We start from the raw sequence: 12,861 nt of genomic DNA on the forward strand, positions 1-12,861 counted from the left end.
CGACGGGCGCGACGCCAAGCGGGCCGCGCGCACCGGTCTGTCATGCATCTGCGCCGCAGGCGTGGGCCGTCAGGAGGGTTCCAGCACCGCCACGCCGAAGAGGCGATCTGCATCGGTCAGGAACTCCGCGAGCGTCCATCCGGACTGCTCCGCCTGCGTCGAGAAGCTCTCCTCCGAGAACTTGTGGCTGTTCTCGGTATGGATCGTCTCGCCCTTGGCGAAGCGGATGTCCCGCGGGCCGATCCGGACGCTCTGGTCGGCAAGGCTCTCCAGATGCATCTCGATCCGCGCCTTTCCGGCGTTCCAGATTGCCCGGTGCGCGAAGCGGTCCGTGTCGAAGTCGGCCCCGATCTCGCGGTTCATGCGGTGCAGCAGGTTCAGGTTGAAGGCGGCCGTCACGCCGGCGGAATCGTCGTAGGCGCGAACGAGCGTCTCCTCGTCCTTGATGAGGTCGATCCCCACGATGAAGGCCCGGACACCCGGCCAGTCCCGCACGCCTTGCAGAAGTGCTCGTGCACCCGCGGGGTCAAGGTTGCCAAGGGTCGAGCCGGGAAAGAAGCCGACCCGCGAATGACCGGCATCCTCGAGCCGCAGCGGCCGGGTGAAGTCCGCGACCACCGGCCGGATCGGCAGGGCAGGATAGGACTGCGAGAGCCGCCGCGCCGTCTCCTTCAGGAAGGCCGCCGAGATATCCACCGGCACATAGGCCGAGAGCCCGTCCAACCGGTCGAGGAGCAGCCGCGTCTTGACGCTGGCCCCGCTGCCCAGTTCGACGAGCTCGGCCCCCTCCGGCACATGCGCCGCAAGCCTGTCGGCGGCCGCGGTCAGGATCGCCGTCTCGGTGCGGGTGGGATAGTATTCCGGCAGATCCGTGATCCGCTCGAAGAGGGCGCTGCCCTCGGTGTCATAGAACCACTTCGGTTCCATGAACTTGCGCGGCTGCGAAAGCCCGCGCAACGCGTCGGCCAGAAGCTCGGGGTTTCGGATGACGAGTGCGTCCATCACACGTCCCTCGCAAGCCGGAGGCCCATCATCTGCCAGCGCTGGTGCGGGTAGAAGAAGTTGCGGTAGGTCGGCCGCATCTGCAGCGCCGGCGTCGCGCAGGAGCCTCCGCGCAGCACATACTGGTTGACCATGAACTTCCCGTTGTATTCGCCGATCGCGCCCTCGGGCGGGCGGAAGCCCGGATAGGGGCTGAACGCGCTCTGCGTCCATTCCCAGACGTCGCCCCAGGCGCCGCCGCCCGGAAGCGGCCGGAACGCGCCGGACTCGAGGAAGTTGCCGACGATGGGGCGGTCGCGGAAGGCCACTTCCCACTCCGCCTCGGTGGGAAGACGTGCCCCTGCCCAGCGGGCGAAGGCATCGGCCTCGTAGTAGCTCACGTGGCAGACGGGTGCGTCGAGGTTCACCGGCTGCGGCCCCCGCAGCGTGTAGGTCCACCAGACGCCGTCCTGCTGCCACCAGTAGAGCGGCGCATCCCAGCCTTCCCTCTCGCGCACGGCCCAGCCTTCCATCAGCCAGAGCGTCTGAGTGGCGTAGCCGCCCGCCTCGATGAAGGCGATCCAGTCGCGGTTCGTCACCGGGCGGTCGGCGACCTCGTAGGGATCCAGCCAGACCCGATGGCGCGGCCCCTCGCAATCGTAGGCGAACGCGCGGCCGTCATGGCCGATCTCGACAAGGCCGCCCTCTTGCCGGGTGAAGCCGAGCGTCCGCTCCTCGGTCACCGCCATTGGCTCGGGATCGCGATAGGCGGGCAGCAACGGGTTGTAGGACAGGCCGTGCAGCAGATCCGTCACCAGCAGTTCCTGATGCTGCATCTCGTGGTGGCAGCCGAGTTCGGCGAGCATGGACACCTCTGGATCGTCGCTCCGCTCGAGCAGCGTGCCGAGCGCATCGTCGACATGAGCCCGGTAATCGAGCACCGCCTGCACGCTGGGACGCGAGACGAGGCCGCGCTTCGCGCGCGCATGGCGGGGGCCCGCCTGCACGTAGTAGGAATTGAAGAGGAAGGCGAAGCGGTCGTCAGGCGAGCGGTATCCCTGCGCGTGCGGCTTCAGAATGAACTCCTCGAAGAACCAGGTCGTGTGCGCGAGATGCCATTTCGCGGGACTCGCATCTTCCATCGACTGGAGCATCATGTCCTCGGGTGCGAGCGGCGACGCCAGTCGGGACGTCATTCCGCGGGTCCGCGAGAAGAGATCCTGCACTTCGGACCGCGAGGGCGGCGCGGCGGGGTTCAGCTGGGGCATGGGGCCTTCCTTTTCCTCCTCCGGGTGCCTCCAGTTAGGGCATGCGTGGGATGGGTCCACCGGAGACCTTCTCTTTTTGACCCACAGGCGAAGCCGGAACCGCTTCCGGCGGAGGAGCGCCGCCTCCGCCGAGGGTTGCAGGCGCCACGCCCGCCCCGGCGCGTCACGGTGACGTGGTTTTGCCCGGCCGCGAGGCGGCTTTCCGCAAAGAAGGGTTGATTTTTCAGCAGTGAAAGCGCAGTCGTCGGGCCCGAGAGTTGCCAGCCGGAAAGTCGAGACATGCCCGCATATCGTTCCCGCACCAGCACCCATGGACGCAACATGGCCGGCGCCCGCGGCCTCTGGCGCGCGACCGGGGTGAAGGACAGCGACTTCGGCAAGCCGATTGTCGCCATCGTCAACAGCTTCACCCAGTTCGTGCCCGGTCACGTCCACCTCAAGGACCTCGGCCAGCTCGTGGCCCGCGAGGTCGAGGCCGCGGGCGGCATCGCCAAGGAATTCAACACGATCGCCGTCGATGACGGGATCGCGATGGGCCATGACGGGATGCTCTACTCGCTGCCCTCGCGCGAGCTGATCGCGGATTCCGTCGAATATATGGTTAACGCCCATTGCGCCGACGCGATGGTCTGCATCTCGAACTGCGACAAGATCACGCCCGGCATGCTGATGGCCGCGATGCGGCTGAACATCCCCGCGGTCTTCGTCTCGGGCGGGCCGATGGAGGCGGGCAAGGTCACGCTCGGCGACGGGCGCACCGTGAAGATGGACCTGATCGACGCGATGGTGGCCGCCGCCGACGAGAAAGTGTCCGACGAGGACCTGACGCGCATCGAGCAGGCCGCCTGCCCCACCTGCGGCTCCTGCTCGGGCATGTTCACCGCCAACTCGATGAACTGCCTGACCGAGGCGCTCGGCCTCTCGCTGCCGGGCAACGGCTCGACGCTGGCGACGCATGCCTACCGCAAGGAGCTCTTCCTCGAGGCCGGGCGTCGCGCCGTCGACCTCTGCCGCCGCTACTACGAGCAGGAGGACGAGAGCGTCCTGCCGCGCGCCATCGCCACCAAGGAAGCGTTCGAGAACGCCATGGCGCTCGACATCGCGATGGGCGGTTCGACCAACACGGTGCTGCACATCCTCGCCGCGGCGCAGGAAGGCGGGGTCGATTTCGGCATGGACGACATCGACGCGCTCTCGCGCCGGGTGCCCTGCCTCTGCAAGGTCGCGCCGAACAAGGCGGACGTGCATATCGAGGACGTCCACCGGGCGGGCGGCATCATGTCGATCCTGGGCGAGCTCGACCGCGGCGGGCTGATCCACCGCGACACGAAGACCGTCCATGCGCCGACGCTGGGCGCAGCCATCGACCAGTGGGACATCGCGAGGTCGAACGCCCCCGAGGCGCGCGAACTCTTCCTCGCCGCGCCGGGCGGAGTGCCGACGCAGGTGGCCTTCAGCCAGTCCTCGACCTGGGACTCGCTGGATACCGACCGCGAGACGGGCGTGATCCGGTCGGTCGCGACGCCCTTTTCCAAGGATGGCGGCCTTGCGGTGCTCAAGGGCAACCTCGCCCCCGATGGCTGCATCGTGAAGACGGCCGGCGTGGACGAGTCGATCCTTGTCTTCTCGGGCAAGGCCAAGGTGTTCGAGAGCCAGGACGCGGCGGTCTACGGCATCCTGAACGGCGGTGTCGAGGCGGGCGACGTGGTGGTGATCCGTTACGAGGGCCCGAAGGGTGGGCCGGGCATGCAGGAAATGCTCTATCCCACCTCCTACCTGAAGTCGAAGGGGCTGGGCAAAGCCTGCGCACTGATCACCGACGGGCGCTTCTCGGGCGGAACCTCGGGCCTCTCCATCGGGCACGCCTCGCCCGAGGCGGCTTCGGGCGGCACCATCGGCCTCGTCCGCGAGGGCGACCGGATCGACATCGATATCCCGAACCGCACCATCACCCTCGCCGTGCCCGAGGCGGAGCTTGCCGCCCGCCGGGCCGAGCAGGATGCGAAGGGCTGGAAGCCCGCAGGTCCGCGCAAGCGCAAGGTCTCGCAGGCGCTGAAGGTCTATGCGCAGTTCGCGTCCTCCGCCGACAAGGGCGCGGTGCGCGTCCTGCCGGAATGAAGCTCCGCGTCTGAACGGCGGCGCGCCCTTGGGCCACCGCCGCTTGCGGCATCTCAGGCACCGGTGATCGCCTGCGGCCGACGCGAGATACACAGCTTCTCCGGATACGAGGAGGGCCGCCCCGACCGGGAGCGGCCCCCTTCATTTGACACGCGGGCACGCGTCTCAGGCTCGAGCGCCCTGCGTGCTGTCGGGCAGCGCCCGACCGCTCAGTAGCCCGACACCGCCGCTCCATACGAGACAGCCAAGGCCCGAGCGTCTCCCTTCAGATCACGCGCACCTGCGTGCCGACCGGGCAGAGCTGGAAGAGCTCGGCGATCTTCTCGTTGTAGAGCCCGATGCAGCCGTCCGACGAGGGGCGACCGATCTTCCGCGTGTCATGGGTGCCGTGGATGATGTAGGCGGGCCAGCCGAGATACATCGCATGGGTGCCGAGCGGGTTCTCGGGGCCGGGGCCGATCGGCTTCCAGTCCGGGTGCCGCTCCATCTGCGAAGGCGTCGGCGTCCAGGAGGGTCCGACCTTCTTGCGCACGATCTCGGTATAGCCGCGCTTCGTCAGCTCTTCCGAGATGGGTACCGAGGTCGGATAGATCCGGTAGTCCTGCCCGTCGCCACTCCAGAAATGCAGCGCCCGCGAGGTGGTGTCGGCCACGATGGCACCCTTGCCGAGCCGGTCGAAATGGTCCTCCCAGTTCTGCATGGTGAAGGACGAGATGTTCGCCCGGTGCACATCCCCGGCGCGAAGCCGCCCCGGCAGGACGAGCCCGCCCGCGGCGGCCAGCCCCAGTCCCAGCGCGTGGCGTCGGCTCATGAACCTCATGTGTCTGCTCCTTTGCTTGCCTGCCCCCCCGGTTTGCGGGCGGAGCTTAAGGGCAGCTTAAGGGAGCGGCTTCCACTCGGCAGGACCGTGGGCCTCACGGTGAGTTGACGACGTTGGGGCGGGGAGGCGCGTGGTGACCCGCTTCCGCGTCATGAGGGGACATTGGACCTGCTCGGCACTCACTCCGGCTGGAAGCCGTGGATGAGCTGGCGCAGGCCCAGGGCCGCACCCACGACGATGGCGGCCAGCGTCACCGGCCCGGACCAGGCGAGCGTCGCGAACCCCGTGACCCCCTGCCCGATGGAGCACCCCATGGCCACGACCCCGCCCACGCCCATCAGGGCTGCGCCGGAGACCTGACGGCCAAGCTCTCTCGGATCCTCGCAGGCTTCCCAGCGGAAAAGCCCGCGGATCATCGAGCCGATCAGCGCACCGAGGATTACGCCCGCGATGGAGCCGACCGAGAAGGTGATCCCGCCCGCGGTGGACGTCATGAGGAAGATCAGCGTCCGCCCGATCGGCGCCGTGTAGGACGGTCCCTCGATGCCCACTCCGCCGAAGCTCGCATGGTTCAGCCAGGTCGTCGCGGCGAGGCACCAGACCACGGCGAGACCCGCCGCCACGCCCCAGCCGATCATGCGCCGGTCGCGTCTCAGCGGCGAATGGAGCAGCGCCCAGACTGCAAGTGCGGCCGACACCACAAGCGCCACGAGCAGCAGCCCTGCCGTCCCGTTCAGCCCCAGCGCCGGTGCGATCCCTTGGGGAGCCGTCGCCTCAACCTGCGGGAAGAGCGCGATGCGCAGCGGCGCCAGCGGGCCGGAAAGAGCGATGAAGGCGAAGATGCCCATCACCACGACAATCACCATCGAGCGCAGGTCCCCCCCGCCGAAGCGCACCAGCGCCCCGAAGCCGCAATTGCCGGCCAGCGCCATGCCATAGCCGAAGACGAGCCCGCCCAGAACGCTCGCCCAGGGGTTCCAGACCATCTGGTGATAGATCGTGCCGCCGAGATCGATCAGCCCCGTAGCGGCAAGGACGTGCGTGCCGAGGATCGCCGTCGCCAGCACCACGCCCCACAGCCTGAGCCTGCGCTGATCCCCGCCATAAAGCGCCGATTCGACAGCCGACAGTGTGCAGAACTCTCCCAAACGGGCGGCGAGGCCGAGCACGAGTCCCCCGGCAAGGCCAATCAGGGCCGCCAGTGCGCCAAAGGGTAGGCTTTCCATTTCCCTCTCCTCCCAAAGAGGTCCCGCGCGCCGGGCGGCTCAGTCACGCTGGCAGAAGAGCTCTGCCAGAAGGCTCACCATCCGCTCCACCTTCGGGTCGAGGATCGAGTAGAAGATCGCCTGGCCTTCGCGACGGGCGCTCACCAGACCCTCGAGACGTAGCCGCGCCAGCTGCTGGCTCACCGCAGCCTGACGCGAAGAGAGCAGCGTTTCAAGCTCCATCACGCTCTTGGGACCCGAGGTCAGATGGCACAGGATGGTGAGTCGCCCCTCATGCCCCAGCGCCTTGAGGAAACCGGCGGCGTCCTCGGCCGAGCCCACCAGATCGGCCGGACCGGGCGCCTCGACTTGCGCCGGCTCCTCCGCTTCCACCCGTTCTGCCTGCTGCCGCGACATCGTCCGCCTCTTCAATCTTGTCCAGGAATGACACGATTTCCTGACCGGCTTCCAGCGGGAACTGGCCTGGATCCGCCGACGATCAACCCTCGGGCAGCTCGTCGAGCATCTGGCCGAGCAGTGCCCAGAAAAACCCCTCGCCGGGATAGCCTTCGATCCTGCCGATCTCGCGGCCCTCGTCCACGAGCACGAAGGTCGGGGTGAAGGTTGCGGGGCGCGAGAAGACGAAGCCTTCCGGGAGAGGCTTCCGAAGCTGCTGCCGGACGAGGGGCGCCTGCCGGCCCTCCTCGCTGCGGGCATAGATCGGGCCGATCTCGTGGTCCCACGCCGCGCACCAGACGCATCCCGGCTGCTCGACCATCACCAGCCGCAACTCGGCCGCGGCCGGAGTTGCGCCGAGTGCCGCCAGAAGAAGGATCGAGCGCAACAGCATGATTGACGTCCGGGTTGAAATATCGAAATATCCTAATCTATCCGTAACAAGCTGCAAGCGCCTTTCGCGCGTGCCGGGCTGCGGAGGCGGGTCCTGCCCGCCGGGGAGGAGTTGGCGGTCCCGCGGGGAGGCGGCGCCGCGTCAAGCGTAATGATCGACGGGCCGGGCCCGGACGCTGCCCTCCGGGGCCGGCGCCGGTCATGTTCTGCCGGACCGAGGGGGGAGCGGATGTTCGAGATGAGCTATGGCGGAGCCGCGCTGGCGGGGTTCCTGTCCTTCCTGTCGCCCTGCATCCTGCCCATGGTGCCCTTCTATCTCTGCTATATGGCAGGCATCTCGATGCACGAGCTGCGGGGGACTGCCGGCATCGCGCCGGGGGCGCAACGTCGCCTCGTCGTCTCGGCGCTCGCCTTCGCGCTCGGCGTCACGACGATCTTCGTCCTGCTGGGCCTTGGGGCCACCGCGCTGGGGCAGGCCTTCGCCCGCTGGAAGGAGCCGCTCTCCTGGGTGGCGGCCGGTGTGCTGTTCCTCTTCGGGCTGCATTTCCTCGGGCTGCTGCGCATACCCGTCCTCTATCGCGAGGCGCGGATCGAATCGCGCGCCGAACCGTCGAGCCTGCTCGGCGCCTATGTCATGGGCCTTGCCTTCGGCTTTGGCTGGACCCCCTGCGTCGGGCCCGCGCTCGCCGCGATCCTGATGATCGCCAGCGGCATGGGCGAGCTCTGGCGCGGAGCCTCGCTGCTGCTGACCTACGGACTGGCGATGACGCTGCCCTTCGTGCTGGCCGCCTTCTTCGCCCAGCCGTTCCTGGCCTGGGTCGGTCGGCATCGCCGCCACTTGGGCCATGTGGAAAAGGCCATGGGCGCCATGCTCATCCTCTTCGCCGTGCTCATCGCCACGAATTCCGTCAACCGGATCGCCGATTTCATGATCCGCCATTTCGACTGGAGCGGAACGCTCACTTGAGGGAGGAGAAGATGCGACTTCTGACACTGGCAGCGGCACTCGCCTTCGCCCTGCCCGCCCATGCGGCAGAGCTCGGCGACGACGGGCTGCACAAGCCCGACTGGCTCCGCGACACGTTCAAGGACCTGCGCGAGGATCTCTCGGAGGCCAATGCCGAGGGCAAGCGGCTGCTCGTCACCTTCGAGCAGCGCGGCTGCATTTACTGCACGAAGATGCACGAGGAGATCTATCCAGATCCCGAGATCGACGCCCTGATCCGGAATCATTATTTCGTCGTGCAGATGAACCTGTTCGGTGACACCGAGGTGACCGACTTCGACGGCACGGTCATGACCGAAAAGGAGGCCGCGCAGCGCTGGGGGGTCATGTTCACGCCGACGCTGATGTTCCTTCCCGAGGAGGTTCCGGACGGCAAGACCGCTGCCGAGGCCGCCGTTGCGACCATGCCGGGCGCCTTCGGCAAGGGCACGACGGCGGCCCTGCTGACCTGGGTGCGCGACCACGGTTATGAAAGTGGCGAGCATTTTCAGAAGTTTGTGGCCGAACGGATGAACGCCTCGAACTGAGATGCGGGCATCCACCGCAGCAAGCTATGCAAGAATTGTAATATCTTTATTGCGCGACGTGACAAGCCGACGTATCGTTCGAGTCGGAGGAGACGAGGGAGGAGAGGATGAGGCACCAGTATCTGCCGGGGATAGTCGCAGCGTGCCTGGCCCTGCCGGCGCTGGCCGTGACGGGACCGCATGACCTGCAGTTCACGGAAGGGGCTCTCGACGGGTCGCTCACCGGAACTCCGGGCGATCCCGAGGCCGGCGCGAAGGTGATGACGACGCGCCCGCAGGGCAATTGCGTGGCGTGCCACCAGATCCCCACCATGGCGGACGTTCCGTTCCACGGCGACGTCGGGCCCTCGCTCGAGGGCGTGGCCGACCGCTACAGCGAAGCGCAACTGCGCGGCATCGTGGCCAACGCCAAGATGACCTTCGAAGGCTCGGTGATGCCGGCCTTCTACAAGAACAGCGGCTACATCCGGCCGGGCGATGCCTACACCACCAAGCCCGCACCCGCCGACCTGCCGCCGATCCTGACCGCGCAACAGATCGAGGATGTCGTCGCCTATCTCCTGACGCTCAAGCAGTGACCGGAGAGGCCCGAAGAGGAGGATACCGAATGAGGCTTTCGAGACGAGAGACCCTGGCACTGGGCCTCGGCGGACTGGCCGTCCTGACCCTGCCGCTGCCGGCGAACGCCGCCGCCGACGAGGCGATCGCGGCCTTCACCGGAGGTGCTGCGATCGGCACCGGCGGCATCTCCCTCACCGCACCGGAGATCGCCGAGAACGGCAACACCGTGCCGGTCTCGGTCGACGCGCCCGGCGCGGCGTCGATCATGCTGGTCGCAACGGGCAATCCCGAGCCCGCCGTCGCCACCTTCAATTTCGGCCCCGCCGCAGGCTCGCAGATGGCGGCGACCCGCATCCGCCTTGCGAAGACGCAGGATGTCGTGGCGATCGCGAAGATGGCGGACGGCAGCTTCGTCCAGACGAGCGCCACCGTGAAGGTCACCATCGGCGGCTGCGGCGGCTGAGAGAACGAGAGGAGGCAGAGACATGGCCAAGGACGCAAAACCCCGCGTGAAGGTGCCGAAGACCGCCAGCCCGGGCGAGGTCGTCACGCTCAAGACCCTGATTTCGCACCAGATGGAAAGCGGGCAGCGCAAGGATCCGGACGGCAACCTGATCCCGCGCTCGATCATCAACCGCTTCACCTGCGACTTCAACGGCGTGAACGTGATCGACGTGACCATCGAGCCCGCGGTCTCGACCAATCCCTATTTCGAATTCGACGCCAAGGTGGACGCCACCGGCGAGTTCACCTTCACCTGGTATGACGACGATGGCTCCGTCTACGAGGACAAGAAGACGATCGAGGTCGCCTGAGCCTCAGGCATGGGCTGCCCGCGGGGACCCGGGCGGCCGAACCCAGGGAGGAACCGCCACATGAGACTGCGCCTGCGCAGCCCGCTTCTTGCCGCCACTCTGGCCCTCGCTTCGGCGCCGGCGATGGCGGACCCGCACCCCGATGCCGAACTCGTCATCAATGGCGAGCTGGAGATCCCGACCCGCGCCGAGGCGCCCGAGCATCTCAAGGCTGCCTTCGACACCGTCTATTCCGGCTGGCTCTTTCGCACCGACGAGACCCGCGCGCTGGAGATGGACGATTTCGACAACCCGGCGATGGTCTTTGCGGACTTGGGCGTCGATCTCTGGAACACGGTGGAGGGCAGCGAGGGCAAGTCCTGCGCCTCGTGCCACGAGGGGATCGAGAGCATGAAGGGCGTCCGCGCCTCGATGCCGAAGGTCAACCCCGCGGGCAACGACCTGTGGTCGGTCGAGAACTTCATCAACACCTGCCGGACCGAGCGCATGGGCGCCGAAGCCTGGAAGTGGAACTCGCCCCAGATGAAGCAGATGACCTCGGCGATCTCGGTCCAGTCGCGCGGGATGCCCGTGGCGGTGAAGATCGACGGTCCGGCCGAGCCCTACTGGGAGCAGGGCAAGGAGATCTACTATACCCGCTACGGACAGCTCGAACTGTCCTGCGCCTCCTGCCACGAATTGAACATGGGCAAGATGATCCGCGCCGACCACCTGAGCCAGGGCCAGATCAACGGCTTCCCGACCTACCGGCTGGCGGATGCGGGGATCGTCTCGATCCATCAGCGGTTCTCGGGCTGCATCCGCGACACCCGCGGCGAACCCTTCGAGGTGGGCTCCCCCGAGTTCCGCGCACTGGAGCTCTATGTCGCCTCGCGCGGCATGACGCTGCCTGTCGAGGGCCTTGCCGTCCGCCAGTGACCTCTCCCGGCGCGCGGTTCCTGCGCGCCCCTCCCCTTCGGCCGGACCCTCGCGCCATCGGGCGCGACGGCCTCGGCTGGCCTCAGAGGACGATCCAAGCATGATCTCGCGCCGCGAATTCCTTCAGGCAAGCCTTGCCGCCTCGGTGATCTGGGGCGCCTCGGGCATCGGCCGCTGGTCGCGCCTCGCCGCTCAGCAGGCGCTGACACAGGACCAGTTGCTCCGCTCCGAGCCGTTCGGCAACCTCACGCTGATCCATGTCACCGACCTGCACGCCCAGCTGAAGCCGATCTGGTTCCGCGAGCCCGAGATCAACCTCGGAGTGGGGGACGCGAAGGGAAAGCCGCCCCATGTGACCGGAGCGGATTTCCTGAAGCTCTACCGGATCGAGCCGGGCAGCCCGGAGGCCTATGCCCTCACCCACACCGATTTCGAGGCGCTGGGGAAGGCTTACGGCCGGATGGGCGGCATGGACCGGATCGCGACCGTGGTGAAGGCCATCCGCGCCGACCGGCCCGAGGCGCTGCTGCTCGACGGCGGCGACACCTGGCACGGATCGATGACGGCGCTGCTCACAAAGGGGCAGGACATGGTCGACGCGATGAACGCGCTGAAGGTCGATGCGATGACTTCGCACTGGGAATGGACCTACGGCACCGAGCGCGTGAAGGAGATCGTGGACGCCCTGCCCTTCCCGTTCCTCGGCGCCAACATCTTCGACAAGGAATGGGACGAGCCCGCCTTCCCGCCCTACGAGATCTTCGAGCGCGGCGGCCTCAGGATCGCGGTCATCGGCCAGGCCTTCCCCTACATGCCCATCGCGAACCCCGGCTGGATGTTTCCCGAATATTCGTTCGGCGTCCGCGAGGAGCGGATGCAGGAGATGGTGGACGAGGTGCGGGCCGAAGGGGTGGACCTTGTCGTCTGCCTCTCGCACAACGGCTTCGACGTCGACCGCAAGATGGCCGCGCAGGTCAAGGGGATCGACGTCATCCTTACCGGCCACACCCACGATGCCCTGCCCGAGCCGCTGCTGGTGGGCGAGACCATCCTCATCGCGTCGGGCTCGCACGGCAAGTTCGTGAGCCGGGTCGATCTCGACCTGCGCGACGGGCGGATGATGGGCTTCCGCCACAAGCTGATCCCGATCTTCGCGGACGTCATCGCGCCGGATCCCGAGATGGCGGCGCTCGTGGATGCGGCGCGCGCACCTTTCGAGCCGCAGCTGTCGGAGGAACTCGCCCGCACCGAAAGTCTCCTCTATCGCCGCGGCAACTTCAACGGCACCTGGGACGACCTGATCTGCGAGGCGATGCTTTCCGAGCGCGATGCCGAGATCGCGATGTCGCCCGGCGTGCGCTGGGGCCCGAGCGTCATGCCCGGTGAGGCGATCCGGCGCGAGGACCTGATGGCGGCCACCTCGATGACCTACGGCGCCTGCTACCGCAACCAGATGACCGGCGAATTCCTCAAGACGGTGCTCGAGGACGTGGCCGACAACATCTTCAACCCCGATCCCTACTACCAGCAGGGGGGCGACATGGTGCGCGTGGGCGGCCTCGGTTACCGGATCGACATCTCGCAGCCCATCGGCAGCCGTATCTCCGAGATGACGCTCCTGCGCACCGGAGAGGCGATCGACCCGGCGCGCAACTACACCGTCGCGGGCTGGGCCTCGGTCAACGAGGGGACCGAGGGGCCGCAGATCTGGGACGTGGTCGAAAGCCACCTGAAGAAGACCGGCACCGTGAAGCTGGAGCCGAACAGCTCCGTCACCATCACCGGCGCCTGAG

General features: G+C 67.4%; 14 protein-coding genes. 8 read left to right on the forward strand and 6 right to left on the reverse strand.

Features of this window, described 5'->3' with window-relative positions:
• Nucleotides 1–69 precede the first annotated feature (69 nt).
• Nucleotides 70–1,002: an L-histidine N(alpha)-methyltransferase gene (egtD, locus tag ACTVZP_RS16195; RefSeq protein ID WP_443213201.1), complete on the reverse strand. Its 933-nt coding sequence runs from the start codon at nt 1,000–1,002 to the stop codon at nt 70–72.
• The gene (gene egtB, locus ACTVZP_RS16200) at nt 1,002–2,249 is read right to left on the reverse strand and encodes an ergothioneine biosynthesis protein EgtB (protein ID WP_443213202.1); all 1,248 of its coding nucleotides are present in this window, start codon (nt 2,247–2,249) and stop codon (nt 1,002–1,004) included. The genes egtD and egtB overlap by 1 nt, the downstream gene beginning before the upstream one ends.
• Before the next feature lie 279 nt (nt 2,250–2,528).
• Between egtB and ilvD the strand changes: the two genes are divergently transcribed.
• On the forward strand, nt 2,529–4,367 hold the full coding sequence (gene ilvD / locus ACTVZP_RS16205; protein WP_443213203.1) for a dihydroxy-acid dehydratase: 1,839 nt from the start codon (nt 2,529–2,531) through the stop codon (nt 4,365–4,367).
• Between the two features lie 265 nt (nt 4,368–4,632).
• Here the strand turns inward: ilvD and ACTVZP_RS16210 are convergent, their stop codons facing one another.
• The 4 genes from ACTVZP_RS16210 to ACTVZP_RS16225 form a co-directional block, all read right to left on the reverse strand.
• Nucleotides 4,633–5,187 carry a L,D-transpeptidase gene (locus ACTVZP_RS16210; RefSeq protein ID WP_443213204.1) on the reverse strand — a complete coding sequence of 185 codons (555 nt, stop codon included), beginning with the start codon at nt 5,185–5,187 and terminating at the stop codon, nt 4,633–4,635.
• 179 nt (nt 5,188–5,366) lie between these two features.
• Nucleotides 5,367–6,413, reverse strand: a complete 1,047-nt coding sequence (locus ACTVZP_RS16215; RefSeq protein ID WP_443213205.1) for a YeeE/YedE family protein — start codon at nt 6,411–6,413, stop codon at nt 5,367–5,369.
• Between the two features lie 39 nt (nt 6,414–6,452).
• The gene (locus ACTVZP_RS16220) at nt 6,453–6,809 is read right to left on the reverse strand and encodes an ArsR/SmtB family transcription factor (RefSeq protein ID WP_443213206.1); all 357 of its coding nucleotides are present in this window, start codon (nt 6,807–6,809) and stop codon (nt 6,453–6,455) included.
• Nucleotides 6,810–6,891: 82 nt separating this feature from the next.
• Nucleotides 6,892–7,242, reverse strand: a complete 351-nt coding sequence (locus ACTVZP_RS16225; RefSeq protein WP_443213207.1) for a thioredoxin family protein — start codon at nt 7,240–7,242, stop codon at nt 6,892–6,894.
• A 228-nt stretch (nt 7,243–7,470) separates the two neighbouring features.
• Here ACTVZP_RS16225 and ACTVZP_RS16230 point away from each other — a divergent pair, with 228 nt between their 5' ends.
• The 7 genes from ACTVZP_RS16230 (at nt 7,471) to soxB (ending at nt 12,860) form a co-directional block, all read left to right on the forward strand.
• Nucleotides 7,471–8,208, forward strand: a complete 738-nt coding sequence (locus ACTVZP_RS16230; RefSeq protein WP_443213208.1) for a cytochrome c biogenesis CcdA family protein — start codon at nt 7,471–7,473, stop codon at nt 8,206–8,208.
• A gap of 11 nt (nt 8,209–8,219) precedes the next feature.
• Nucleotides 8,220–8,774 carry a SoxW family protein gene (locus ACTVZP_RS16235; RefSeq protein ID WP_443213209.1) on the forward strand — a complete coding sequence of 185 codons (555 nt, stop codon included), beginning with the start codon at nt 8,220–8,222 and terminating at the stop codon, nt 8,772–8,774.
• A 107-nt stretch (nt 8,775–8,881) separates the two neighbouring features.
• Nucleotides 8,882–9,352, forward strand: a complete 471-nt coding sequence (soxX, locus tag ACTVZP_RS16240; RefSeq protein WP_443213210.1) for a sulfur oxidation c-type cytochrome SoxX — start codon at nt 8,882–8,884, stop codon at nt 9,350–9,352.
• Nucleotides 9,353–9,381: 29 nt separating this feature from the next.
• Nucleotides 9,382–9,798, forward strand: coding sequence for a thiosulfate oxidation carrier protein SoxY (gene soxY / locus ACTVZP_RS16245; RefSeq protein ID WP_443213211.1), 417 nt, complete (start codon nt 9,382–9,384; stop codon nt 9,796–9,798).
• A gap of 22 nt (nt 9,799–9,820) precedes the next feature.
• Nucleotides 9,821–10,150 (forward strand): thiosulfate oxidation carrier complex protein SoxZ, encoded by a 330-nt coding sequence (gene soxZ / locus ACTVZP_RS16250; protein ID WP_443213212.1) that lies wholly within the window; start codon nt 9,821–9,823, stop codon nt 10,148–10,150.
• A 60-nt stretch (nt 10,151–10,210) separates the two neighbouring features.
• The gene (gene soxA / locus ACTVZP_RS16255) at nt 10,211–11,068 is read left to right on the forward strand and encodes a sulfur oxidation c-type cytochrome SoxA (protein ID WP_443213213.1); all 858 of its coding nucleotides are present in this window, start codon (nt 10,211–10,213) and stop codon (nt 11,066–11,068) included.
• Between the two features lie 100 nt (nt 11,069–11,168).
• Nucleotides 11,169–12,860 carry a thiosulfohydrolase SoxB gene (gene soxB, locus ACTVZP_RS16260; protein ID WP_443213214.1) on the forward strand — a complete coding sequence of 564 codons (1,692 nt, stop codon included), beginning with the start codon at nt 11,169–11,171 and terminating at the stop codon, nt 12,858–12,860.
• Nucleotide 12,861: the final 1 nt, after the last annotated feature.

It is taken from the genome of Rhodobacter sp. NSM (genome assembly GCF_052244495.1).
Lineage (GTDB): Bacteria > Pseudomonadota > Alphaproteobacteria > Rhodobacterales > Rhodobacteraceae > Cereibacter_A.